This window comes from Streptomyces violaceoruber, from assembly GCF_033406955.1.
Lineage (GTDB): Bacteria > Actinomycetota > Actinomycetes > Streptomycetales > Streptomycetaceae > Streptomyces > Streptomyces violaceoruber.
The window spans coordinates 4,769,578-4,792,971 of record NZ_CP137734.1 but is presented as its reverse complement, the minus strand read 5'-3'; the positions used below and the strand labels follow the sequence as shown (position 1 = coordinate 4,792,971).

Annotated in this window: 23 protein-coding genes; 5 read left to right on the top strand and 18 right to left on the bottom strand. The window is 72.3% G+C overall.

Annotated features, from left to right (window positions below):
• Positions 1-53: 53 nt before the first annotated feature.
• The gene (gene hemB, locus R2E43_RS21630) at positions 54-1,046 is read right to left on the bottom strand and encodes a porphobilinogen synthase (RefSeq protein ID WP_003975525.1); all 993 of its coding nucleotides are present in this window, start codon (positions 1,044-1,046) and stop codon (positions 54-56) included.
• Between the two features lie 525 nt (positions 1,047-1,571).
• Here hemB and R2E43_RS21625 point away from each other — a divergent pair.
• Positions 1,572-1,982 carry an SRPBCC family protein gene (locus R2E43_RS21625; protein ID WP_003975524.1) on the top strand — a complete coding sequence of 137 codons (411 nt, stop codon included), beginning with the start codon at positions 1,572-1,574 and terminating at the stop codon, positions 1,980-1,982.
• Here R2E43_RS21625 and R2E43_RS21620 read toward each other — a convergent pair.
• Both R2E43_RS21620 and R2E43_RS21615 read right to left on the bottom strand, forming a co-directional pair.
• On the bottom strand, positions 1,979-2,896 hold the full coding sequence (locus R2E43_RS21620) for a nitroreductase/quinone reductase family protein (RefSeq protein ID WP_003975523.1): 918 nt from the start codon (positions 2,894-2,896) through the stop codon (positions 1,979-1,981). The two genes, R2E43_RS21625 and R2E43_RS21620, sit on opposite strands and share 4 nt — an antisense overlap.
• A 288-nt stretch (positions 2,897-3,184) precedes the next feature.
• Complete coding sequence (locus R2E43_RS21615; RefSeq protein ID WP_332056482.1) at positions 3,185-4,141, bottom strand: NAD(P)-dependent alcohol dehydrogenase; 957 nt, start codon at positions 4,139-4,141, stop codon at positions 3,185-3,187.
• A gap of 129 nt (positions 4,142-4,270) precedes the next feature.
• Between R2E43_RS21615 and R2E43_RS21610 the strand changes: the two genes are divergently transcribed.
• Positions 4,271-4,963, top strand: a complete 693-nt coding sequence (locus R2E43_RS21610) for a TetR/AcrR family transcriptional regulator (protein ID WP_003975521.1) — start codon at positions 4,271-4,273, stop codon at positions 4,961-4,963.
• Positions 4,964-4,985: 22 nt separating this feature from the next.
• Here the strand turns inward: R2E43_RS21610 and R2E43_RS21605 are convergent, their stop codons facing one another.
• From R2E43_RS21605 to R2E43_RS21580, 6 genes are all read right to left on the bottom strand, one after another.
• The gene (locus R2E43_RS21605) at positions 4,986-5,762 is read right to left on the bottom strand and encodes an SDR family NAD(P)-dependent oxidoreductase (protein ID WP_003975520.1); all 777 of its coding nucleotides are present in this window, start codon (positions 5,760-5,762) and stop codon (positions 4,986-4,988) included.
• A 266-nt stretch (positions 5,763-6,028) separates the two neighbouring features.
• Positions 6,029-7,726: a bifunctional uroporphyrinogen-III C-methyltransferase/uroporphyrinogen-III synthase gene (locus R2E43_RS21600; protein WP_003975519.1), complete on the bottom strand. Its 1,698-nt coding sequence runs from the start codon at positions 7,724-7,726 to the stop codon at positions 6,029-6,031.
• Positions 7,723-8,682, bottom strand: coding sequence for a hydroxymethylbilane synthase (gene hemC / locus R2E43_RS21595; RefSeq protein WP_003975518.1), 960 nt, complete (start codon positions 8,680-8,682; stop codon positions 7,723-7,725). Before hemC ends, R2E43_RS21600 begins: the two co-directional genes overlap by 4 nt.
• Entirely contained in the window at positions 8,679-10,424 is a 1,746-nt protein-coding gene (locus tag R2E43_RS21590) for a glutamyl-tRNA reductase (protein ID WP_003975517.1), read from the bottom strand. Before R2E43_RS21590 ends, hemC begins: the two co-directional genes overlap by 4 nt.
• Positions 10,421-11,197 (bottom strand): redox-sensing transcriptional repressor Rex, encoded by a 777-nt coding sequence (locus tag R2E43_RS21585; protein WP_003975516.1) that lies wholly within the window; start codon positions 11,195-11,197, stop codon positions 10,421-10,423. The genes R2E43_RS21590 and R2E43_RS21585 overlap by 4 nt, the downstream gene beginning before the upstream one ends.
• Positions 11,198-11,471: 274 nt before the next feature.
• A complete protein-coding gene (locus R2E43_RS21580; RefSeq protein ID WP_003975515.1) occupies positions 11,472-11,768 on the bottom strand; it encodes a glutaredoxin family protein in 297 nt (98 codons plus the stop codon).
• Positions 11,769-11,921: 153 nt separating this feature from the next.
• Here R2E43_RS21580 and R2E43_RS21575 point away from each other — a divergent pair, with 153 nt between their 5' ends.
• From R2E43_RS21575 to R2E43_RS21565, 3 genes are all read left to right on the top strand, one after another.
• Entirely contained in the window at positions 11,922-12,872 is a 951-nt protein-coding gene (locus tag R2E43_RS21575) for an HAD family hydrolase (RefSeq protein ID WP_198653107.1), read from the top strand.
• A gap of 326 nt (positions 12,873-13,198) precedes the next feature.
• The gene (locus tag R2E43_RS21570) at positions 13,199-13,993 is read left to right on the top strand and encodes an ECF subfamily RNA polymerase sigma factor, BldN family (RefSeq protein WP_003975513.1); all 795 of its coding nucleotides are present in this window, start codon (positions 13,199-13,201) and stop codon (positions 13,991-13,993) included.
• Positions 13,994-14,240: 247 nt separating this feature from the next.
• Entirely contained in the window at positions 14,241-15,491 is a 1,251-nt protein-coding gene (locus R2E43_RS21565; RefSeq protein WP_162495181.1) for a DUF5667 domain-containing protein, read from the top strand.
• Between the two features lie 57 nt (positions 15,492-15,548).
• Here R2E43_RS21565 and R2E43_RS21560 read toward each other — a convergent pair whose 3' ends face one another.
• From R2E43_RS21560 to R2E43_RS21520, 9 genes are all read right to left on the bottom strand, one after another.
• Positions 15,549-16,616: a lysophospholipid acyltransferase family protein gene (locus R2E43_RS21560; protein ID WP_003975511.1), complete on the bottom strand. Its 1,068-nt coding sequence runs from the start codon at positions 16,614-16,616 to the stop codon at positions 15,549-15,551.
• Positions 16,617-16,630: 14 nt separating this feature from the next.
• On the bottom strand, positions 16,631-17,692 hold the full coding sequence (locus R2E43_RS21555) for an NAD-dependent epimerase/dehydratase family protein (protein WP_003975510.1): 1,062 nt from the start codon (positions 17,690-17,692) through the stop codon (positions 16,631-16,633).
• A gap of 189 nt (positions 17,693-17,881) precedes the next feature.
• Complete coding sequence (locus tag R2E43_RS21550) at positions 17,882-17,980, bottom strand: 30S ribosomal protein bS22 (RefSeq protein ID WP_003948845.1); 99 nt, start codon at positions 17,978-17,980, stop codon at positions 17,882-17,884.
• A 109-nt stretch (positions 17,981-18,089) separates the two neighbouring features.
• Positions 18,090-18,302 (bottom strand): helix-turn-helix domain-containing protein, encoded by a 213-nt coding sequence (locus tag R2E43_RS21545; protein ID WP_004984898.1) that lies wholly within the window; start codon positions 18,300-18,302, stop codon positions 18,090-18,092.
• A gap of 129 nt (positions 18,303-18,431) precedes the next feature.
• Positions 18,432-19,247, bottom strand: coding sequence for a phosphatase (locus R2E43_RS21540; RefSeq protein ID WP_003975508.1), 816 nt, complete (start codon positions 19,245-19,247; stop codon positions 18,432-18,434).
• Positions 19,248-19,524: 277 nt separating this feature from the next.
• A complete protein-coding gene (locus R2E43_RS21535) occupies positions 19,525-20,697 on the bottom strand; it encodes an acetoin utilization protein AcuC (protein WP_332056481.1) in 1,173 nt (390 codons plus the stop codon).
• Complete coding sequence (locus R2E43_RS21530) at positions 20,648-21,913, bottom strand: MFS transporter (protein WP_136208789.1); 1,266 nt, start codon at positions 21,911-21,913, stop codon at positions 20,648-20,650. Before R2E43_RS21530 ends, R2E43_RS21535 begins: the two co-directional genes overlap by 50 nt.
• 23 nt (positions 21,914-21,936) lie before the next feature.
• Complete coding sequence (locus R2E43_RS21525; protein ID WP_319123623.1) at positions 21,937-22,653, bottom strand: VC0807 family protein; 717 nt, start codon at positions 22,651-22,653, stop codon at positions 21,937-21,939.
• Positions 22,654-22,729: 76 nt separating this feature from the next.
• The gene (locus R2E43_RS21520; RefSeq protein ID WP_003975504.1) at positions 22,730-23,377 is read right to left on the bottom strand and encodes an HAD family hydrolase; all 648 of its coding nucleotides are present in this window, start codon (positions 23,375-23,377) and stop codon (positions 22,730-22,732) included.
• Positions 23,378-23,394 lie beyond the last annotated feature (17 nt).

Sequence of the window (23,394 nt, the reverse complement as noted above, 5' to 3'; positions counted from 1 at the left end):
CCCGCGCCCCGGCGCGCCCCGCACCCCTTGCGTGAAGGGCCGGCACCGGTCGCTCAGCGCAGTGTGCGAGCGACCTCGGTCGCCCAGTACGTCAGGATGTTGCGCGCGCCCGCCCGCTTGATCCCGGTGAGGCTCTCCAGGATGGCCCGGTCGCGGTCGATCCAGCCCTTCTCGGCGGCGGCCTCGATCATCGAGTACTCGCCGGAGATCTGGTAGGCGGCGACGGGCACGTCCGAGGCCTCGGCGACCTTGGCGAGGATGTCGAGGTAGGGACCGGCCGGCTTGACCATCACCATGTCGGCCCCCTCCTCCAGGTCCAGCGCCAGCTCCCGCAGCGACTCCCGCGCGTTGGCGGAGTCCTGCTGGTAGGTCTTGCGGTCGCCCTTGAGCGAGGACCCGACGGCCTCGCGGAAGGGCCCGTAGAAGGCGGAGGCGTACTTGGCGGTGTACGCGAGGATCGCCACGTCCTCCCGCCCGATCTGGTCGAGGGCATCACGGATGACGCCGATCTGCCCGTCCATCATCCCGCTGGGCCCGACGACATGGGCGCCCGCGTCGGCCTGGACCTGCGCCATCTCGGCGTACCGCTCGAGCGTGGCGTCGTTGTCGACCCGCCCCTGGCCGTCCAGCACCCCGCAGTGCCCGTGATCGGTGAACTCGTCCAGACAGAGGTCGGACATGACAAGCAGCTCGTCCCCGACCTCGGCCCGCACGTCCCGCAGCGCGACCTGCAGAATCCCGTCCGGATCGGTCCCGGCGGTCCCCGCGGCGTCCTTCTTCCCGTCCTCCGGCACCCCGAAGATCATGATCCCGGAGACCCCGGCCTCGACCGCCTCCGCGGCCGCCTTCTTCAGCGTGTCCCGGGTGTGCTGCACGACACCGGGCATCGCCGCGATCGGCACCGGCTCGCTCACGCCCTCGCGGACGAAGGCCGGAAGGATGAAGTCGGCGGGGTGCAGCCGGGTCTCGGCGACCATCCGACGCATCACGGGGGTGGTCCGCAGCCGCCGGGGCCGGGCGCCGGGAAAGGATCCGTACGTCGTCATACCACCTACGCTACGCCCGCCCCACCCGTGCCTTTGCCGACGGGAAGTCGGCCCGGAGCGGTCCGGGCAACGCGGGGGGGGGGCCGCCCAGAAGTGCCCTCTTCGGTGGTGACCGGGCAAGCCGACCCGCTCAGGGCCGCCGCCGCTGGTCGGCCGGCCGTACGGCGTCGGCACGGCACACCCCCACACGCCGCGAGGTGCCTCCGGGCGGGCTCCAGCCGACGCCGACCACAGCCGGCGTCGAGCCGGGCCGGCGCCGCCCTTCCCTCGGCGAGGACGCCGCGCACCTCACCCGCGGGGGCGTCCTTGGCACGGTCGTAGGCGTCCAGCGCGAGTGAGTGGTCCGCCACCTCCGGGTACGCCACCCCCGGCAGGCTCGCGTCGAAGAGGTGGGCTCCGAGCAGCGCGCCGAACTCGGTGATCGCCTGTTCCTCCCGCGCGGCCGAGCCGAGGGGCCGACCGGCGGAACGGGCGCGTCCGATTCGTTCAAGAGACCGGGGCCGACGGCCCGTTACCGTCACTGCCATGAACAGCACCGGCAGGGCTTCACGCCACCTCGGCATCCACATCGACCGCACGGTCACCGACGTCTACGCGTACGCCTCGGACCCGGCCAACCTGCCCGCGTGGGCCCACGGCCTCGGCGGGACGATCGAGAGGGTCGCGGACGCATGGATCGCGGACTCCTCACCCCTCGGCCGGGTCAAGGTCACCTTCGTCCCCCGCAACGACCTGGGCGTACTCGACCACCACGTCACGCTCCCCTCCGGGGAGACCGTCTACAACCCGGTCCGCGTCATCGCCGACGGCACGGCGAGCGAGGTGGTGTTCACCCTCCGCCGGCAGCCGGGGACGACCGACGCGGACTTCGAGCGCGACGCGGGCATGGTGGCCGCCGACCTGGCCCGGCTCAAGGAGTTGCTGGAGTCCGCCTAACGTGCGGTCGGGGGCCCGGCCGAGGGCGCGACCGGCGGCCAGGGCACGTCGGCCAGCAGCGGAAGCAGCACCTCCTCCTCGTGGTCGAGGTGCGCGTTCAGCTCCGCGGACATCGCCGCGAGTTCGCGCCGGAAGCGCCCCGGCTCGGCTACGGAGACGCCCGCGAGCAGTGCCGCCAGTTCTCCCTGGACGCGGGCGACCGTGCGGTGCTCCTCGGCGAGCCGGTCGAAGACGGGGGCCAGTCGGGGGTGGTGCCGGGCCGTTCCGGGAAACAGGTGCCCGTCCTCGCTGTCGTGATGGAACTCCAGCACCTGGCAGAACGCCAGACACCGCTGCCGGATCTGCAGCCCGAGACTCGGCGGCGCACCGGCCGCCCCCGGGGCCGCGAAGTGTGCCTCGACCTCGGCCCGCACCTGCCTCAACTGCCCCCGCAGCCAGGTGTGCACCTCCACCAGCTTGTCGGCGAGAGTGCGGACCTCACGGGGCCGCCCCACCCACTCCTCGGGCTCGGCCTGCTCCAGCACCACGACCGGCAGCGGCCTGCTGGTGCCGGCCTGGTAGTCGCCGTACCCGGGCGCCTCCCGTACGACGTGCGCGAACAGCTCCTCGCGCCGCTCCCCCTCGGCGGGCACCGCGAGCGCCTCGAAACCCGCCGCGCCCACCTCCACCCGGACCAGGGGATGGGCGAGCAGGTTGTAGTACCAGCCGGGGTGCCGCGGGCCACCGAGGTTGGACCCGACCACGAGCAGGGACTCCCCGTGGCGGACGTAACCGAGCGGTGTGGTCCGCGAGGCCCCCGACCGGGCGCCGGTGGTGGTCAGCAGAAGCAGATCCCCGCCTTCGAAGGGGCCGCCGACCTTCCCCTCGTTGGCGCGGAACTCGTCGATGACGGACTGGTGGAACGACGTGGGCATACGGTTCTGTGTCTCCAGGACGGCAGGCCACGGCAACGGCAACGACACGTGCCGCGGCGTGCGGGGAACGAAGGGCAAGCACGAGACCGACGCGCGGAAGCGCTGCGTCGGACGACTCGGAATCAGGGCGCGGAGTATGAACGCATCACGTACCCCCTGCATGAAGGGCGCTCGCCCGGTCGCCGGCCGGCCCACTGCTCTTTGACCGGCGCCACGCGGCACCACCCTCATTACACGCACCGGCCCGCCACCTGTCAACGCGGGCCCGTCTGCCGCCGGTTGCCGGACCTACCGCACCCGTACGACGTGCTTGCCCCGAACGCCCCCGGCCGCCAGGGCCCGTTGGGCGTCGGCGACGCCGTCGAGCGGGTGGACGGTGTCGACGACGGGGACGATGTCACCGTGCTCGGCGAGCCGGGCGGCCTCGGCGAGCAGCGCGCTGTCGGGATTGCCGCTGAAGAAGCGGATGCGCCCCTTTCCGTGGACGGCGGAACCGAGCACGGTACCGAGCCACGCGAGCGGCCGGTCGAGGTCGGGGGCGACGGCGACCATGCGCCCGCCCGGCGCCAGCAACCGCCGCACCCGGGCCTGCTCGGTGCCGACGGTGTCGAGGACGACGTCGAAGCGGCCGAGCGCGGACAGCGCGGTCGTCCGGTGGTCCAGTGCCTCCTCGGCGCCCAGCCCCCGCACGAAGTCGAGGTTCCGCCCGCCCGCGAGCGCGACGACACGCGCCCCGAGCACCCTTCCCACCTGCACGGCGACACTGCCCACACCGCCGCTCCCGCCCCGGACGAGCAGTCGCTCACCGGGCTGGAGAGCGGCCTTGTCGCGCAGCGCGGTCAGCGCCGTGGTCGCGCCCGCGAGCAGCGAGACGGCCTCCTCCGGCGTGAGGTTGTCGGGTGCGGGCGCGATCCGCCGGGGGCTGACGGCGACGTACTCGGCCATGCTGCCGGTACGGCGCCCCAGCAGCCCCCACACCCGCCGGCCCTCCCGGACCCCGCGCACCGAGGCCCCGACCCCGGCCACCTCCCCCGCGAAGTCGATGCCGCACCCCTTGGGAAAGGCCCGGCCGGTCACCAGACGCACCTTGCCCGTCCGGTCGTGCAGGTCGCCGCCGTTGACCCCGGCGGCGCACACCCGCACCAGCACCTCGTCGGGTCCGATGGCCGGCACCGGCCGCCGTCCGACGTACAGCACCTCGGGAGGCCCGTAGCGGTCGAAGAGAACCGACTTCATCTCACCCATGTCTCGCACCCATGTCTCGTGACCCACGTCGCGTTCGGGACGTGCGGAGGCGAAGCCCGCATCCGCTGCTAACCTCACGCTAGACACGTAAGCGGACGATGCCCTCCACTTAACCCGGAAGTGAGAAACATGCCTGACCAGCCCTCTCACAACCCCGCGGAGCACACCACCGGGGAGGCTCCGGCGCCGGACGCGCTGCGGGCCGATGCCCGCCGCAACCGCGAACGCGTCCTGGAGGCCGCGCGCGAGGTCTTCTCCGCCCGGGGCGTCGACGCCCCGATGAGCGCGGTCGCCCGCCGGGCGGGCGTCGGCGTGGCCACCCTCTACCGCCGCTTCCCCACCCGCTCGTCCCTCGTGGCCGCGGCCTTCGACGACCAGCTCACCGTGTGCGCGGCCGCGTTCGACGAGGCCCTGGCCGACCCCGACCCGGGACACGGCCTGTACACGCTCCTGCGGAAGGTGTGCACCACGCTGGTCACCGACCGCGGCTTCGAGACGGTGTTCATGGCCGGTTTCCCGGCGTCCCTGGACTACGACCGGGAACGCGCCTGCGCCGAGGAGCGCCTGGCCCACCTGGTCCGGCGCGCCCGCGACGCGGGCCGGCTCCGCGAGGACTTCTCCCCCGCCGACATCCCCCTGCTCCTCCTGGCCGTGAGCGGCCTGGCCTCCCAGCCCCCCGAGACCGCCGTCCCCGCCGCCCACCGCCTCCTGACCTACCTCTTCCAGTCCTTCCAGGCCGACCCGCCGCCCCGCCCGGCCCCCCTGCCGCCCGCCCCGACGCTGGACCTGAGCGGGCTGCACCGGCCGGCGGAGCGCCCGTGACGGGTACGCCCCTCGCCCTCGGCTACTCGGGGAAGGGACCGCGGACCGAGACCCCGCCGTCCAGGACGATCTGCTGGCCGGTGACGTAGCGCGACTCGTCCGAGGCCAGGTAGACGGCCGCGGCAGCCATCTCCTCCGACGTGCCGTAGCGGCCCGCCGGTATCTCCGGAACCCATGCGTCGGAGGGGCCGGCGTTGACGGCGGTACTGATCGCCCCGCCCGCGACGACGTTCATCCGGATGCCGTCGGCCGCGTACTCGGCCGCGACGGTCCGCGCCAGGCTGTGCAGGCCGGCCTTGGCGGCGCCGTAACCGGCCTGCATCGGCGCGGCCATGAACCCGGTGACCGAGCCGATGCCGACGATGTTCCCGCCGGTGCCCTGTTCCAGGAACAGCCGCAGCACGCGTCGCACCGCGCGAGCCACATAGCGCAGGTTCAGTTCGTAGACGGTGTCCCAGTCGGCGTCGGCCATCTCGTGCAGTCTGACCGCGGGTACGAAGGCCACCTGCCCGCCGACCACCGTGATCAGGACGTCGAGCCCGCCGAGCCGGTCGGCCGCGCCGACGATCACGTCTTCGAGTTGCTCGCGGGAACGGACGTCGCCGCTCAGCGCGTGGGCGACGTGTCCGGCCGCCAGCAACTCGTCCGCCGCCTCGGTCGCCCGTGCGGCATCCACGTCGGCCACCGCCACCGCCGCCCCCGCGGCCGCACAGGAACGGACGATGCTCCGGCCGATCCCTGCCCCGCCACCCCCGATCACCAGAGTCCGCTTGCCGTCGAGCCTGCCCAACCCGGTCATGCACCCTCCACCGTCGTCAAGTCGCCCAAGGCTAAGCGCAACCGCCCCGTACTGGAGCGCGAAGCCCTTGCCCGTGTTCTCCGCCCCCGCGCGCGTACGGTTCCCGGCGGACGTCCGCGCTGCGGATCCAGGGTGGGACGCTCGCCGGTACGACGCGGCCGGTACGACGCGGCCGAGCGAACGCCGTCCGGGGCAACGCGGTCCGGGGCAACGACGACGGGGCGCCCGCAAAGGACGCCCCGCATCGGCTCACGTGGAGGACCACCTCAGGTCGACGACCGCCGTCTCCGCGACCCCGGCCGCCGTTCGCTCGGCCGCGTCACCGGATCCCCCGCCTCCAGGGCCGCCGCCCGGCGCCGCAGGCCGAAGTCGGCCAGGGCCTCCGCCAGCTTGGTGACGGACGGCTCGGGGGACATCACGTCGACGCGCAGCCCGTGTTCCTCGGCCGTCTTGGCCGTCGCCGGGCCGATGCAGGCGATCACCGTGACGTTGTGCGGCTTGCCCGCGATGCCGACGAGGTTGCGGACCGTGGAGGACGACGTGAAGAGCACCGCGTCGAAGCCGCCGCCCTTGATGGCCTCCCGGGTCGTGGCCGGCGGCGGCGAGGCGCGCACCGTGCGGTAGGCGGTGACGTCGTCGACCTCCCAGCCCAGCTCGATCAGCCCGGCGACCAGGGTCTCCGTGGCGATGTCGGCGCGGGGCAGGAAGACACGGTCGATCGGGTCGAAGACCGGGTCGTAGGGCGGCCAGTCCTCCAGGAGACCGGCGGCCGACTGCTCGCCGCTCGGGACCAGGTCCGGCTTGACGCCGAAGGCGATCAGCGCGTTGGCCGTCTGCTCGCCCACCGCCGCGACCTTGATGCCCGCGAAGGCGCGGGCGTCCAGCCCGTACTCCTCGAACTTCTCACGGACCGCCTTGACCGCGTTGACCGACGTGAACGCGATCCACTCGTAGCGGCCCGTCACCAGGCCCTTGACCGCCCGCTCCATCTGCTGCGGGGTGCGCGGCGGCTCCACCGCGATGGTCGGAACCTCGCTCGGGACGGCCCCGTAGGACCGCAGCTGGTCGGAGAGCGAAGCCGCCTGCTCCTTCGTGCGCGGGACGAGGACCTTCCAGCCGAACAGCGGCTTGGACTCGAACCACGACAGCTGGTCGCGCCGGGCGGCGGAGCTGCGCTCGCCGACCACGGCTATCACCGGGCGGCCGCCGTCCGGGGACGGCAGCACCTTCGCCTGCTTCAGCGTCTGCGCGACCGTGCCCAGCGTCGCCGTCCAGGTGCGCTGCCGCGTGGTCGTACCGGCGATGGTCACCGTCAGCGGGGTGTCCGGCTTGCGGCCGGCCGAGACCAGCTCACCGGCCGCCGCGGCCACCGAGTCGAGCGTCGTCGACACCACCACCGTGCCGTCGGAGGCGCCCACCTCGGTCCAGCAGCGGTCCGAGGCCGTACGGGCGTCCACGAAGCGCACGTCCGCGCCCTCCGCGTCCCGCAGCGGCACACCGGCGTACGCGGGCACGCCGACGGCGTTCGCAATGCCCGGGACGACCTCGAAGGGCACCCCGGCCGCGGCGCACGCCAGCATCTCCTCGGCGGCGTACGCGTCGAGCCCGGGATCCCCGGTCACCGCACGCACGACCCGCCTGCCGCCCCGCGCGGCCTCCATGACAAGATGTGCGGCATCCCGCACAGCGGGGGCGCCGAAGGTCGTTGACGCACCGTCAACTACCGTCAGCTGGGGCGCGCCTGTGCCCGGATCCGACGGATCGGCATCCGTGTGCACTTCCGACACGCCCTGCTTCGCGTGCGTGCGTACGACGTCGAGCACCTCGTGCTCGGCGACGAGGACGTCCGCGTGCGCCAGCGCCTCGACGGCGCGCAGAGTCAGCAGTCCCGGATCTCCGGGTCCGGCACCGAGGAAGGTGACGTGCCCGTGTTCAGGACCGGCGGGAAGGGTGGTGGGGCTCACTGTGCTCGCTCCCCCATCAGACCGGCCGCGCCCTGGGCGAGCATCTCGGCGGCGAGTTCGCCGCCGAGCGCCAGCGCCGCCTCGTGCGTCTCGGGCACGGGACCGGTGGTGGACAGCTGCACCAGCGTCGAGCCGTCGGTCGTGCCGACGACGCCGCGCAGGCGCATTTCCTTGACAGTCTGCCCGTCGGCCAGAAGGTCGGCCAGCGCCCCCACGGGTGCGCTGCAGCCGGCCTCCAGGGCGGCGAGCAGTGACCGCTCGGCCGTTACGGCGGCCCGCGTGAACGGGTCGTCGAGCTCGGCGAGCGCGGCGATCAGCGAGGCGTTGTCCGCCGCGCACTCGACCGCCAGTGCCCCCTGGCCGGGGGCCGGCAAAACCGTGTCGACCGACAGGAAGTCGGTCACCTCGTCGATGCGCCCCACCCGGTTCAGCCCGGCGGCGGCCAGCACGACCGCGTCCAGCTCACCGCTGCGGACGTATCCGATGCGCGTGTCCACGTTGCCCCGGATCGGGACGGTCTCGATCTCCATCCCGTGGGTGCGGGCGTACGCGTTCAGCTGCGCCATGCGGCGCGGCGCGCCCGTGCCGACGCGCGCCCCGCGCGGGAGGTCGGTCAGCTTGCGCGCGTCCCGGGCGACGACCACGTCCCGCGGGTCCTCGCGCTCCGGGATCGCGGCCACGACCAGGCCCTCGTGCTGCGCGGTGGGGAGGTCCTTGAGCGAGTGAACCGCGAAGTCCACCTCACCCCGCAGCAGCGCGTCGCGCAGCGCGGCGACGAACACCCCCGTGCCGCCGATCTGCGCCAGGTGCTCCCGCGACGTGTCCCCGTACGTGGTGATCTCGACCAGCTCAACGGGCCGACCGGTCACCTGGCTCACGGCGTCCGCCACCTGCCCGGACTGGGCCATGGCGAGCTTGCTCCGCCTGGTCCCCAGCCTCAGTGCCTTCTCAGTCATGCCGGCCCTCGGTTCTTCTCAGTGCTGTTCTCGGCGCGGGAGACGGAGGCCACCGTCTCCTGGTCGAGGTCGAACAGGGTGCGCAGCGCGTCCGCGTACCCGGCACCGCCGGGTTCGGCGGCGAGCTGCTTGACCCGCACCGTCGGCGCGTGCAGCAGCTTGTCGACCACACGCTTGACGGTCTGGGTGATCTCGGCCCGGTGCTTGTCGTCGAGCCCCGGCAGCCGCCCTTCCAGGCGGGCGATCTCGCCGGCCACGACGTCCGCGGCCATGCTGCGCAGCGCGACCACGGTGGGCGTGATGTGCGCGGCGCGCTGGGCGGCGCCGAAGGCCGCGACCTCGTCGGCGACGATCCGGCGGACCATGTCGACGTCGGCGGCCATCGGTGCGTCGGCCGAGGCGTCGGCGAGCGACTCGATGTCCACCAGGCGGACCCCGGCCAGCCGGTGCACGGCGGCGTCGACGTCCCGCGGCATCGCGAGGTCGAGCAGGAAGAGCACGGGCTGCGGGCGGGGCGCCTCGGCGACGGGCTCCGGGCGGCGGCGCTCGGGGATGCGGCCGACGCGGGTCGCCGTCGCGGCGAGCGCGCCGATCAGCTCGGCGTCCGCCTCCGGACCGCTCCGGCCCGCCTCGCGCGTCCGGTCCACCGCCGTACCGCCCGCGGCCCACGCCCCGTGCTGCTCCAGCGTCGCCGCGTCCATGCCGGCCACGGCGGCCTCGCCCATGACGGAGAAGCCGGAGGGGACGGAGGACACGGAGGAGAGGTCCAGGGGGCAGTTCTCGTCGGTGGCGCTCCCGGCACCCGGCAGTGGCGTTTCGCCGGCTTCCCGTACGGCGGTCTCCCGTACGGCGGTGTCCTCGACGGCGGGTGCGCCGGTACGGCCCTCCACCGCCGCCGCCACGGAGTCGGCCGTGAGGACGAGACCGGTCGCGCCCGTACAGGAAACGGCCACGTCGGCACGTGTCAGCTCGCCCGGCACCGCGTCCATCGGTACCGCGCGGGCCAGCACGTCCGTGTCGTCGCCCTCGGAAAGACGTTGTCCATATTGCTCTTCGAGCAGGAGCGCGAGGCGCTCGGCGCGCTCGAAGGTGCGGTTGGCGACCACGATCTCGGCGACCCCGGCCCGCGCCAGCGTGGCGGCGGCCAGCGAGGACATCGAACCGGCGCCGATGACCAGCGCCTTCTTGCCCCGCGCCCACTGCTCGACGTCGGCCCCCGCGGACAGCTGCTCCAGGCCGAAGGTGACCAGGGACTGCCCGGCCCGGTCGATGCCGGTCTCGGAGTGGGCGCGCTTGCCGACCCGCAGCGCCTGCTGGAACAGGTCGTTCAGGAGCCGTCCGGCGGTGTGCAGGTCCTGGGCGCGGGCCAGGGAGTCCTTTATCTGGCCGAGGATCTGCCCCTCGCCGACCACCATCGAGTCCAGCCCGCAGGCCACCGAGAACAGGTGGTGGACGGCCCGGTCCTCGTAGTGCACGTAGAGGTAGGGGGTCAGCTCCTCCAGGCCGACGCCGCTGTGCTGGGCGAGCAGCGTGGACAGCTCGGCGACACCGGCGTGGAACTTGTCCACGTCGGCGTACAGCTCGATGCGGTTGCAGGTGGCCAGGACCGCGGCCTCGGCGGCCGGTTCGGCGGCGACCGTGTCCTGGAGCAGCTTGAGCTGCGCGTCCGCGTTCAGCGAGGCCCGCTCGAGCACGCTGACGGGGGCGCTGCGGTGGCTCAGCCCGACGACGAGGAGGCTCATGCCGGCATCACGGCGGGTACGTCCCCGTCGGGTCCCTGGTCGGCGGAGCCGGTGGAGCGCTGCTGCTTGCGGGCGGCGACGGGCGGTGCGGCGCCGTCGGCCGCGGCCTCCTCGCCCGCCTTGCGCTGCTCGTGGAAGGCGAGGATCTGCAGCTCGATGGAGAGGTCGACCTTGCGCACGTCGACGCCCTCGGGGACGTTCAGCACGGTCGGCGCGAAGTTCAGGATGGAGGTGACACCGGCGGCCACGAGGCGGTCGCAGACCTGCTGGGCGGCGCCGGCGGGGGTCGCGATCACACCGATCGAGACACCGTCGTCCTGGATGATCTTCTCCAGCTCGTCGGTGTGCTGCACCGGGATGCCGGCGACGGGCTTTCCGGCCATTCCCGGATCGGCGTCGATGAGCGCGGCGACGCGGAACCCGCGGGAGGCGAAACCACCGTAGTTGGCGAGCGCGGCACCGAGGTTGCCGATACCGACGATCACAACCGGCCAGTCCTGGGTGAGGCCGAGTTCGCGCGAGATCTGGTAGACGAGATACTCGACGTCGTAGCCGACACCGCGGGTCCCGTAGGAGCCGAGGTAGGAGAAGTCCTTGCGCAGCTTCGCGGAGTTGACCCCCGCGGCGGCCGCCAGCTCCTCGGAGGAGACCGTGGGCACCGAGCGCTCGGACAGCGCGGTCAGTGCGCGGAGGTACAGCGGAAGCCTGGCGACGGTGGCCTCGGGAATCCCTCGGCTGCGGGTCGCCGGTCGGTGTGCTCGGCCAGTTGCCACGGTGCTCCTGCGGGTAGAGCGGGGCTGTAGGCGGTCATACGTCCCTACATGACCGCCCCGTCGAATGCAGGCTATGTCTTTGTGAACGCGTGCACAAAGATGGTGTCCGATTTGCCCGGCCAACGTGACCGGGGTCACGCGCCCCCGGCGCACGGAACGGGAACCGGCACATACGTACTCTCGTTCCTCACTCATCGGGGGCAAAGCCGTACACGCTCCTCACGATCAACGCCCCCGAGACCTGGTCGCCATCGATCCTAAGCGACCATACGGACTACTTGTACTGATCGGTCAGTACCTTGCGCAGCCGTTCCTCGTTCACACGCCAGAAGGTGTGCTGCCGCCCGTCGACCAGCACGACCGGAATCTGCTCCCAGTACTGGTCGTGGAGTTGGCGGTCCTCGGTGATGTCCTTCCCCTCCCAGGGGACGCCGAGTTCCGCGCAGACCTTCTCGACGACGAGCTGTGCGTCATCACACAGATGACAGCCGGGTTTGCGAATGAGGGTGACGAGATGGTTCTCGGAGTGCTCAGGGGGCTGCGTGGGCTTCCGGCGGAAGAGGGGACTCATGCCGGCCATTCTCGCGCGCGCCGGCGCGAGCGCGGGTGGGACCGCGGGCGAGCCCTCGCAGCACGGCCGCTTAACGGCACCGCCGCCCGGAGTTCACAGCCTGCGAACCCGTCGGCTCCGAAGCATCCGAACAAGCTGGCTATGCTCACTGGCATGGCCGCTCTTCGATGGCTCACTCCCCGTAGGCGCTCCGCCACGGCGCGGAGCGTGTTGGCAGGCGAGGCCTCGGCGGAGGCAGCCCGCAAGTCCGCGGAAGCCGCCGAGACCGCCGGGACCTCCCAGGAAACCACCCCCGGCTCCGGAGTCGCCGAACCGGAGTTCCCGGTCCACGGCGACGACCGCGCGGCCGCGTTCTTCGACCTCGACAACACCGTCATGCAGGGCGCCGCGATCTTCCACTTCGGCCGGGGCCTGTACAAGCGGAAGTTCTTCGAGACCCGCGACCTCGCCCGCTTCGCCTGGCAGCAGGCCTGGTTCCGGCTGGCCGGGTTCGAGGACCCGGAGCACATGCAGGACGCCCGCGACTCCGCGCTCTCCATCGTCAAGGGCCACCGCGTCTCCGAACTGAAGTCGATCGGCGAGGAGATCTACGACGAGTACATGGCCGAGCGGATCTGGCCCGGCACCCGCGCCCTCGCGCAGGCCCACCTGGACGCCGGACAGAAGGTCTGGCTGGTGACGGCCGCCCCGGTGGAGATCGCCCAGGTGATCGCCCGCCGCCTCGGCCTGACCGGCGCGCTCGGCACGGTGGCCGAGTCGATCGGCGGCGTCTACACGGGCAAGCTGGTCGGCGAGCCGCTGCACGGCCCCGCGAAGGCCGAGGCGGTCCGGGCGCTGGCCACGGCCGAGGCCCTGGACCTGTCCCGCTGCGCCGCCTACAGCGACTCGCACAACGACATCCCGATGCTGTCGCTGGTCGGACATCCGTACGCCATCAACCCGGACTCCAAGCTGCGCAAGCACGCCCGCGAGCTGGAGTGGCGACTGCGCGACTACCGCACCGGGCGCAAGGCCGCGAAGGTCGGCATCCCCGCGGCCGCGGGCGTCGGGGCGGTGGCGGGCGGCACCGTGGCGGCCATCGCGCTGCACCGCCGCCGCCGTTGACCCGGCCGTTGACCCAGTCGTTGACCCAATCGGGATGACGTACCCCCGGGACGGGCTCTCCAGTCCCCTGAACTCACATCGGCCACAACACGCTCTGTAGTCACCAGGAATCCGAACCGTTCCGGTCACCAAGCGATCATTCTGGCGCATCTGATCGAGCGTCAATCGGGCACAGAAGCGACGTAATCGATGATTTGAGCAACTGGGCGTAGCAGTGCCTGCACGAAGCGTTATTCTCCTCAGACGCATTCCGGTACCCCACCTTCGCTACGACGGGTGAATGGTTCCGTACTGCACGTGATGGAAGCTCTGCCTCTGGGAGTCCCGTGTACCCACACGTCGGGGTTGACGCCTCGGGCCTGGCTACGCTGCGCGCAACGGTCAAATCAGCGCAAGACCTGTTGCGCGGCTTCGTCCCCACCGCGTATGCCGTCCCCGCCCTCGCCGCGGCCGCCGTGCCCGCCGGTCCGTGCTACGCACTGGCCGAAGGAAGCGCCGTCGTCGGCAGACGAGCGCGGTCGTCCTCGTCCGGGGCCGCCGCCACCACCCACCGCCGCCCGGCGGCGGACAGCGACAGCGCCCGCATGATGGAGCTGGTCGAGCGGGCCCAGGCCGGCGAGGCCGACGCCTTCGGCCGGCTCTACGACCAGTACAGCGACACCGTGTACCGCTACATCTACTACCGGGTGGGAGGCAAGGCCACCGCCGAGGACCTCACCAGCGAGACCTTTCTGCGGGCGCTCAGGCGCATCGGCACCTTCACCTACCAGGGCCGCGACTTCGGCGCCTGGCTCGTGACGATCGCCCGCAACCTGGTCGCCGACCACTTCAAGTCCAGCCGCTTCCGCCTCGAGGTCACCACCGGCGAGATGCTCGACGCCAACGAGGTCGAGCGCTCCCCCGAGGACTCCGTCCTCGAGTCCCTCTCCAACGCCGCCCTGCTGGACGCCGTACGACGGCTCAACCCACAGCAGCAGGAGTGCGTGACCCTGCGCTTCCTCCAGGGCCTCTCGGTCGCCGAGACCGCCCGGGTCATGGGCAAGAACGAGGGCGCCATCAAAACGCTCCAGTACCGGGCCGTGCGCACCCTCGCCCGGCTGCTCCCCGACGACGCCCGCTGAGAGACGCCACAGCGGCGCTCACCCTTCGTGTTCCTCAAGTCACCACTGGTGAAAGACCGTTGACTCCGCCGCCCGATCATCAGCCGTCCGTAACCCAAGTGCCGCGCCGCTCGTTGTGCGGGATGCAGGCTCCCTGTGGTCACTCCCTGGCCGACTCCGATCACCCGATCGGATGGTTCCGACCGGGGCGTGCAACCCTCAGGACCCCCTGGGGAGTCGACCGTGATGACGAGAGGAGGTGCCGCCAGTGATCGCGAACGTATCGGCACACCGGCGGGCGAACGCCTTCGCCCAGGCCCTGGAGGAGCAGTCGGACCCCGGGGCGGCGGCCGAGCAGTCCGGAGGGCCGGCGACCGCCGGGGCCACCGCGGAACCGACCGAGCAGGGTCGCCTGGTGACCCTCGCCCATGGTCTGGAGACGCTGCCCCGGCCCGAGCTGGACCCCGAGGTCAAGGTCGTCCAGCGGGCCCAGCTCGTGGCCGCCTTCGAGGCCATGCTGCAGGAGGGCACCGCGAGCGGCGGGGCGACGGACACGTCGGTACCGGAGCAGCGCCGGGCGCGCGGCACCCATCGGGCGGCGCCGCTGAGCAGGTTCCGGCCCCGCTCGCGGCTGGCCAAGGGCCTCACCGCGGGCGGACTGAGCGTGAGCGTGGCCGCCGGTGCCTTCGGCGGAGTCGCCGCCGCCAGTTCGGACGCTCTGCCCGGCGATTCGCTCTACGGCCTCAAGCGCGGCATAGAGGACTTCCGCCTCGGCCTCGCCGACGGCAACGACGAGCGGGGCCGGGCCTACCTGGACCTCGCCTCGACCCGGCTCAGCGAGGCCCGTCGGCTGATGGAGCGCGGCCGCAGCGGCCCCCTCGACCACGAGTCGCTCGGTGAGGTCCGCCGCGCCCTGTCCGGCATGCGGCACGACGCCTCCGAGGGCCACCGCCTGCTCAGCGCGGCCTACGCCCACGACCCCGGCTCGCTGGCCCCCATGCAGGCCCTCTCCGCCTTCTCCCAGTCCCACCGGGAGACCTGGGGAGCGCTGCGCGAGCGGCTGCCCGTGCAACTCGGGGACGTCAGTGAGCAGGTGTCGTCGGTGTTCGACGCCATAGACGACGACGTGGCCCCGCTGCAGTCCATGCTGCCGCAGCCGCCGGCCCAGGACGAGGGCGGCGGGGACGCCGGGCTGCCGGGCGGTTCCGGCTCGACGACCACCGGCACCCCCGGCTCCGGTCACTCCTCGGCGCCCCGCACCGGCGACGAGGGCACGTCCGAGCGCGGCCGCTCGCAGTCCGACCGGCCCAGCGAGTCCGCCGACTCCGGCGACGAGAGCGACGGCCTGCTCGGCGGTGGCACCGGCGGCCTGCTCGACCCGCCGAAGGACGACAGCGGCACCGCCTCCCCCTCCACGGGCGGCGGCAACACCCCGCCCACGCAGCCGGACGTCACCCTCCCGCCCCTCCTCCCGGGTCTCCTGCCCGGCCTGGGCATCGAGGCGGAGGACGCGGACTGAGCCCGGTGGGGCGCCCCGGCACCAGGGGCGCCCCGGCACCAGGGGCGCCCCACCGCCTCAGAAGAACACCGACCTCCGCTGCACCAGCAGCTTGTAGAGCGTGTGCTGGATCTGCTCTCTCACCTGGTCGGTCAGGTTGAACATCAGCACCGGGTCCTCGGCCGCCTCCGGCGCGTAGCCGTCCGTCGGGATCGGCTCACCGAACTGGATCGTCCACTTCGTCGGCAACGGCACCGCGCCCAGCGGCCCCAGCCACGGGAAGGTCGGCGTGAGCGGGAAGTACGGGAAGCCCAGCAGCCGCGCCAGCGTCTTGGAGTTGCCGATCATCGGGTAGATCTCCTCCGCCCCGACGATCGAGCACGGAACGATCGGCGCCCCCTGCCGCAGCGCCGTGGACACGAAGCCGCCCCGCCCGAACCGCTGGAGCTTGTAGCGCTCGCCGAACGGCTTGCCGATGCCCTTGAAGCCCTCCGGCATCACCCCGACCAGCTCGCCCTGCGCCAACAGCCGTTCCGCGTCCTCCGCGCAGGCCAGGGTGTGGCCCAGCTTCCGCGCCAGCTCGTTGACCACCGGCAGCACGAACACCAGGTCCGCCGCCAGCAGCCGCAGGTGCCGGTCGGCCGGATGGTGGTCGTGCACGGCGACCTGCATCATCAGCCCGTCCAGCGGCAGCGTCCCGGAGTGGTTGGCGACGATCAGCGCACCGCCCTCGGCCGGGATGTTCTCCACGCCCTTCACCTCGACCCGGAAGTACTTCTCGTACACCGGCCGCAGCAGGGACATCAGCACCTGGTCGGTCAGCTCGGCGTCGTAGCCGAAGTCGTCGACCTCGTAGTCGCCGGTGAGCCGGCGGCGCAGGAAGGACAGTCCGGCCGCGAGGCGCCGCTCCAGGCCCTCGTCCCGGTCGCCGCCGTCGCCGACCGCCGACCGTGGTTCGGGTGACTCGTCCGGCCCGGGTGCCGGGTCCTGCGCGGCGGCTCCCCGTACGGGCAGCGGCTGCACGTCGCCCACCGGCCCCTCACCCGCCGGCGCCGACTCGGCCGGGCCGCCCCTGCGCCGGCTCCCCGCGCCGCGGCTTCCCCGCGACCGGTCGTCGTCGAACGGAATGACCTTGGCGTCCGCCATCGTTGCTGCGCTCCTCAGTTGGCGCTCTGCGTCGGGAGATGACCGCTGCCCCGCAGGGACAGCTCCGCGATCCGGTCGACGGCCCCCGCGAGGGCCTCGGGCGGCAGCAGCCCGGCGCCGCGCCCGTGGGCGAAGTCCGCGAACGCCCCGGCCGTCGAGTACTTCGGCCTGAATCCCAGCGTCTCGCGCATCTGCGTGGTGTCCACCACCCGACCGTGGGTGAGCAGCCGGATCTGCTCGGGGGAGAAGTCCGTCATCCCCAGCGTACGCACGAGCGAACCCGCCCAGGTGACCGCCGGCAGCAGCAACGGCACCGTGGGGCGGCCGAGCCGCCGCGAGCACTGCGAGAGCAGCAGCACACCGTCCCCGGCGATGTTGAAGGTTCCGCTGTTCAGCGTCCCCCGCCGCGGCTCGTCCGCGCAGACCCGCAGCACCTCGATCACGTCGTCCTCGTGCACGAACTGCAGCCGCGGGTCGTAGCCGAACACGGTGGGCAGCACCGGCAGTCCGAAGTACGAGGCGAGCGGCGTGTCCGCGGCCGGGCCGAGGATGTTGGCGAACCGCAGCACCGTCACCGACACGTCCGGCCGCCGGCGCGCGAAGCCCCGCACGTACCCCTCGACCTCGACCGCGTCCTTGGCGAAGCCGCCGCTGGGCAGGGACTTGGGCGCGGTGGTCTCGACGCAGACGGCCGGGTCGCGCGGCGCGGACCCGTAGACGTTCGTACTGGACTTCACCACCAGCCGCCGCACCGTCGGCGACTTCTGGCAGGCGCCGAGCAGCTGCATCGTGCCGATGACGTTGGTCTCCTTCACCGAGGCGCGACTGCCGCTGCCCAGCGGCGTGCCCGTCACGTCCAGGTGGACGACCGTGTCCGCACGTGTCTGGGCCAGCACGCGCCCGATGGCCGACTGCCGGATGTCCGCCTGGACGAACTCGGCGCCGCCCAGATGGTGCTCGGGCGCGACGGCGTCGACGCCGATCACCCGCTCCACACCGGGATCCCGCTGGACGCGCCGGACGAACCGGCCGCCCAGCTGCCGGGCCACTCCGGTCACGAGCACGACCTTGCCCAAGATCAGCGCCTTCCTTCCGCCTGCACCGTAGCCTGCCGCGTTCCCCGCTTGCGGGCCAACTTAGCCGGTAGGTGTTGCGCCGTGATGACCGCCGGACGCGGCACGTGACGAAAAATGGCGGCCGAACGACTGTGGCCCCCCACCGAATACGGTGGGGGGCCACAGACCACGCCGACGGCGCAGCGTCGCTTACTTCTTGTTGCGACGCTGAACGCGCGTGCGCTTCAGCAGCTTGCGGTGCTTCTTCTTGGCCATCCGCTTGCGCCGCTTCTTGATAACAGAGCCCACGACTATCCTCGCTCACTTCTCATCACTCGGTTGGTGAGCGCCATGGGCCCACACGACCTACGAGGGGCCAGCCTACCGGTCCGAGCGCTGAGGGTGTAATCGAGGGCCGTCAGGCCGTTTCCACCCCCACGTAGCTCTCGCGGAGGTACTCGTGAACCGCTTGCTCCGGGACGCGGAACGACCGTCCGACCCGGATCGCGGGCAGATGACCGCTGTGCACCAACCGGTACACGGTCATCTTGGACACGCGCATCACCGAGGCGACCTCCGCCACGGTAAGGAACTGAACCTCGTTCAGAGGCCTCTCGCCAGCTGCAGCCATGACACACCTGAACCTTCCGCACTCGACGGCCACCGGCTTCCCCTTCCGGTGACTCTTCGTCGCTGCGTGCTCACTCCCCAATGTAGGGGCGGGTGATGCGAATGGGGAAGAGGTGCACCCATCGCTTCCCTACCGTGACAGACACGCTCGATTGAGTACGTAGCGGGTAAGCGGCCGGTAGTACTCGGACCGCACGGCGTCATCGAGTGGAACGGCGACGGACACGGACCCCTCGGCCTCTCCCACGAAGAGCGCGGGATCGTCCGTATCGGCCGGCCCGATCGCCTCGAACCCCAGCTGACCTGCCCCGCAGACCCACCCGTGGTCCCCGATCACCAACTCGGGCAGCGGCCCGCCACCCTCGGCCGCGGCGGCCAGCGCGGTCCGAACCGGCAGCGGCGAGTGCGTGTGCGCGCCGGGCTCACCACCGGCGCGACCGGCACCGTGCTCCCGCACCAACGCGACTCCACGGACGTAGTCGAGGGTGTACGTGCGTAGACCGAACCGGGTCGTTATGTCGACAGAGCGACCCTGCGCCGGGGTGAGGACAGTACATCCCGCCGCCGACAGCGCCTCGGCCAAGGCGACGTAGAAGCCGAGCAGCCGGTGCGGGTGCCCGGTGCCGAGCAGCACCGGGGCCCGGCGTCCGGCGGCCGCCGCGAGCCGCCCGGCGAAGGCGTCCAGCGCCGCGAGGGTCCGGTCCGGGTCGATGACGTCCTGGCCCGAGACATCGCGCGGATCGGCCGAAACACCGCACCTCTCCGCCATCAGCCCGAGCAGCTCCCGCGGCCCCCAGTCCCGCTCCGGATCGATCCCGATCAGCACCCGGGGGTCCCGAGCGGCGAACAGCCGGTAACTCCGCAGACTCACCTCCCGAGAGGTCGCCACCACCCCGGCCAGCCGAACATCAAGAAGATGAGCCCGAAGAGCTCCGCGGGTCAGCACCCCTCCGATGCTGCCGGGTCGCCCGGCGAGCGGGGCAGGAAACGAAAGAATCTACGCACGGTCGGCGTAACCACTGAGCTGCGGGCAGTCGCAGCCGCCCCGCAGCCGCCCATAGCTGCGGGCAGTCGTGCCGCTGGGGCGGCACGGGTGGGCGGTGGGGGTACCTCCCAGGCCGTTCAGGCACTGGGGGAGGCACCCCGTAAGCGCCGGGCTGCGCACCCACCCCCGCCCAGCACCAACGCCGGGCAACCGGGAACCCGCCCCCGAGAAACCACCCCTACGCCAACAACCCCCGCAACGGAAACACCGCCCGCCGAGCCGCCCGCACCGCCTGGTCCAACCGATCCGCAGGGTCGTACCCCGCCTCCCACGAGGCGTACGACACCGGCCACCGCCCATCGGTCATCCGCATCGGCCCCAGCTGCCGCGTCCGCGCGTACACCTCCTGCCGCCACCCCTCCGAAATCACCGTCTCCGGCTCCACCGGCCGCCCCGCCGCGACCCCCACCAGATGCGCCCACGACCGCGGCACCACCTCCACCACGGCGTACCCGCCACCCCCGAGAGCCACCCACCGCCCCCCGGCGTACTCGTGCGCCAGCTCGTGGCACGCCACCTGCACCGCCCGCTGCGCGTCCAGCGACACCGCCAGATGCGCCAGCGGATCCTCGAAGTGCGTGTCGGCACCGTGCTGGGTCACCAGCACCTGCGGCCGAAAGTCCGCCAGGACCTCCGGCACCACCGCGTGGAACGCCCGCAGCCACCCCGCGTCCCCGGTCCCCGCCGGCAGCGCGACGTTCACGGCCGACCCCTCGGCGCAGTCCGCCCCCGTCTCCTCCGGCCACCCGGTCTGCGGGAACAGCGTCGCCGGATGCTCGTGCAGCGACACCGTCAGCACCCGCGGGTCCTCCCAGAACGCCGCCTGCACCCCGTCCCCGTGGTGCACGTCGACGTCCACGTACGCGACCCGCTCGGCACCCAGCTCCAGCAGCCGCGCGATCGCCAGCGCCGCGTCGTTGTACACGCAGAACCCGGACGCCGCGCCCGGCATCGCGTGGTGCAGCCCGCCCGCGAAGTTCACCGCGTGCAGCGCGTCCCCGCGCCACACCGCCTCCGCCGCCCCCACCGACTGCCCGGCGATCAGCGCGGACACCTCGTGCATCCCGGCGAAGGCCGGGTCGTCGACCGTCCCGAGCCCGTACGAACCGTCCGCCGACCGTGGATCCGCCGACGCCGCCCGCACCGCGTCGATGTAGTCCTCCCGGTGGACGAGCCGCAGCGTCGACTCCCCGGCCGGCCGCGCCGCGACGACCTCCACCTCCCGGTCGAGCCCGAGGGCACCGACCAGACTGCGCGTCAGGGCGAGCCGGACCGGGTCCATCGGATGCTCGGGACCGAAGTCATAGCCCGTTACTGCCTCGTCCCACATCAGCTGTGCGCGGCCGCTCATGCCCGCCACCGTATCGGTCCGGTTGCCCCTCGAACGACCGGGCGTACACGACCGTCACCAGCACCAACACCATCGGCACGAGCATCGCCCCGCGATAGCTCCAGGCGTCCCCGAGCGCACCCACCAACGGCGAACCGATCAGGAAACCGACGTAGTTGAACACGTTGAGCCGCGCCACCGCCGCGTCGGAAGCCCCCGGGCGACCGTCCTTCTCCGCCGCCAGCCGCCCCGCCGCCGCGAACGTCTGCGGCACCAGCACACACAGCCCGAGACCCAGCAGGGTGAAGCCCAGCATCCCCACCCAGGCCCCCGGCGCCGAGGCCACCACGGCGAAACCGCCCGCCGCGACGACCGCCCCGCCCCGCACCACCGCCACGGCCCCGAACCGACGCACCCCGAAGTCCCCGAGGGCCCGCCCCACCAGCGTGGTCACCATGTAGACGTTGTACGGCACGGTGGCCAGTTGCTCCGAACTCCCCAGCACGTCCTGGAGGTACTTCGCGCTCCAGTTGGAAACGGTCGAGTCCCCGATGTACGCGAACGTCATGACCAGGCACAGCGGCAGCAGCACCTTGAAGCCGACACCCGCACCGACGCCGCCCGTGCCCTCACCGGCGCCCGTGCCCTCACCGGCGCCCGCGCCCTCCGCACCCTCACGGCCCCCGTCGACGTACCACCGGCTCCCGACCAGCGCGGCCGGCAACAGCAGCACCACCACCGGCAGATACGACACCCACAACGCCAGGTCCCAGTGCGCCCCCGCCCAGGCCAGCGAGGCCCCCAGAATCCCGCCCAGGCTGTACGCGGCGTGGAACCCGAGCATGATGCTGCGCCCGTACGCCCGTTGCAGGCTCACACCGAGCATGTTCATCGACGCGTCCAGCGCGCCCACGGCCAGCCCGAAGACGGCCAGGGCGACGGCCAGCACCGCCACCCGGTCCCCCGCCCCGACGCCGAGCAGCGCCAGCAGCACCACCGGCTGGGACCAGCGCAGCAGCCGGCTCGGCCGCACCCGCCGCACCAGGCGCTCGCTCACCACACTCCCGACCCCGGCCAGGATCGGCACGGCGGCGAGGAAGACGGGCAGCAGCGCGTCGGAGACGCCGTACCGGTCCTGGATGGCCGGGATACGCGTCACCAGCAGGGCGAAGGCGACACCCTGGGCGAAGAAGCCGAACGCGAGCGAGGCCCTGCCGCGCCGCAGCACATCAGTCATGGCGGCGAGCGTAGGGCCCCGGCTTACCCGTGGGTAGATCCAACCAAAGATGAATTCTTCTCAGCTTCCAGGACCGCGTCGAACGCGTCGGCCGAGTCGTCCGTGGTGACGGCGGCCCCGATCATGTGGACCATGGGCCCCGCCCCCAGCGCACCACTCACCACGAACGCGACCAGCATCGTCACGATCATGACGACCGTCCCGAGCCACACCATCGTGTCGACGGGCAACGCGTAGACCCCCACGATCCGCACCCCGCACTCCCCGACGAACGCGACGCCCCACACCGCCGAGAACCGCAGCTCCGCCCGCCTGAACGCCGGCGACTCCCGCCGCAGCCGTCCCCAGGCAGCCTCCCGGCCCGCGTCCCCCTTCACCAGCCACGGCTTCAGCGTCGCCGTCATCATCGGCCGCCCCAGCGCCACCGACCCCAGCAGCGCGAACCCGACCAGGCTGGTGACCGCGCTGTCCTTGGCCAGCATCAGCCGGGCGTCCCCCGTCCCGAAGCCGATCAGCAGCCCGGCCAGGTTGGCCAGCAGGATGAGCAGCGGCAGCACGTTCACCTCCCGCTGCCTCAGCACCCCCCAGCCGGTCCGCAGCACGGGCCCGGCACTGCTCCAGCCGAGCGCCGCGACCGCGCTCATCCCGAACGCGCCCTTCAGCAGGTAGTACGACCCGACGGGCACGCCCACGTCCAGGAGGAGCGACACCACGGTCCGAGACTTACGAGGCTTGGTCATGCACTCAGCTTCGCGGCCGGGCAGGGTCCCGCAGTAGAAACAACCGTCCGGATCCGCACATGACAAATGTCAGGCCTCAGCCGCGCAACAGGTCGGCCAACTCCCCCATGTCCCCGAAGAGCCGAGTGGCTCCGTCGAGCTTCTCGGCGGGCGTCATCGCGGTGAACCCGTACACGTCCATCCCGGCCGCGACGGCGGCCCGCACACCCAGCGGACTGTCCTCGACCACGACACACCGCTCCGGCGCCACGCCCATCCGCGCGGCCGCGTGCAGGAACAGGTCCGGCGCCGGCTTCCCACGCCCCACGTCCTGGGAACTGAAGATCCGCTCGTCGTCGAACCACCGGTCGAGCCCGGCCGTGCGATGCCCCGTCCGAATCCGCTCGTGACTCCCGGAGGAGGCCACGCAGTACGCCACCCCGTCCGCGGCGAGCTTCTCCAGCACATCGACGGCACCGGGAACGGGTTCCAGCTCCCGCTCGAACGCGGCGAACACCCGCCCGTGGAAGACGTCGTCGAAGTCCGAGGGCAGTCGCCGCCCCGTCCGCTCCAGCACGAGGTCGTGCACGCGGTGCATGGCACCACCCATGTAGTCCCGCAACGAGTCCTCGTAGGACGTCGGGTGCCCCAGCTCGGTGAGATAGCCGGCCAGCAGCCGGTTGGAGATCGGCTCGCTGTCGACGAGAACACCGTCGTTGTCGAAGATAACCAAGTCGTAGCGCATACGAAGACCCTAAACGC

Coding starts and splice junctions, on each gene's coding strand:
- R2E43_RS21620 (WP_003975523.1), bottom strand. CDS start 2,896: ATGCCCACGTCGTTCCACCAGTCCGTCATCGACGAGTTCCGCGCCAAC.
- R2E43_RS21530 (WP_136208789.1), bottom strand. CDS start 21,913: ATGACTGATGTGCTGCGGCGCGGCAGGGCCTCGCTCGCGTTCGGCTTC.
- R2E43_RS21545 (WP_004984898.1), bottom strand. CDS start 18,302: ATGGCTGCAGCTGGCGAGAGGCCTCTGAACGAGGTTCAGTTCCTTACC.
- R2E43_RS21525 (WP_319123623.1), bottom strand. CDS start 22,653: ATGACCAAGCCTCGTAAGTCTCGGACCGTGGTGTCGCTCCTCCTGGAC.
- R2E43_RS21615 (WP_332056482.1), bottom strand. CDS start 4,141: ATGGGTGAGATGAAGTCGGTTCTCTTCGACCGCTACGGGCCTCCCGAG.
- R2E43_RS21590 (WP_003975517.1), bottom strand. CDS start 10,424: ATGAGCCTCCTCGTCGTCGGGCTGAGCCACCGCAGCGCCCCCGTCAGC.
- R2E43_RS21610 (WP_003975521.1), top strand. CDS start 4,271: ATGCCTGACCAGCCCTCTCACAACCCCGCGGAGCACACCACCGGGGAG.
- hemB (WP_003975525.1), bottom strand. CDS start 1,046: ATGACGACGTACGGATCCTTTCCCGGCGCCCGGCCCCGGCGGCTGCGG.
- R2E43_RS21580 (WP_003975515.1), bottom strand. CDS start 11,768: ATGAGTCCCCTCTTCCGCCGGAAGCCCACGCAGCCCCCTGAGCACTCC.
- R2E43_RS21560 (WP_003975511.1), bottom strand. CDS start 16,616: ATGGCGGACGCCAAGGTCATTCCGTTCGACGACGACCGGTCGCGGGGA.
- R2E43_RS21535 (WP_332056481.1), bottom strand. CDS start 20,697: ATGAGCGGCCGCGCACAGCTGATGTGGGACGAGGCAGTAACGGGCTAT.
- R2E43_RS21575 (WP_198653107.1), top strand. CDS start 11,922: ATGGCCGCTCTTCGATGGCTCACTCCCCGTAGGCGCTCCGCCACGGCG.
- R2E43_RS21520 (WP_003975504.1), bottom strand. CDS start 23,377: ATGCGCTACGACTTGGTTATCTTCGACAACGACGGTGTTCTCGTCGAC.
- R2E43_RS21605 (WP_003975520.1), bottom strand. CDS start 5,762: ATGACCGGGTTGGGCAGGCTCGACGGCAAGCGGACTCTGGTGATCGGG.
- R2E43_RS21625 (WP_003975524.1), top strand. CDS start 1,572: ATGAACAGCACCGGCAGGGCTTCACGCCACCTCGGCATCCACATCGAC.
- hemC (WP_003975518.1), bottom strand. CDS start 8,682: ATGACTGAGAAGGCACTGAGGCTGGGGACCAGGCGGAGCAAGCTCGCC.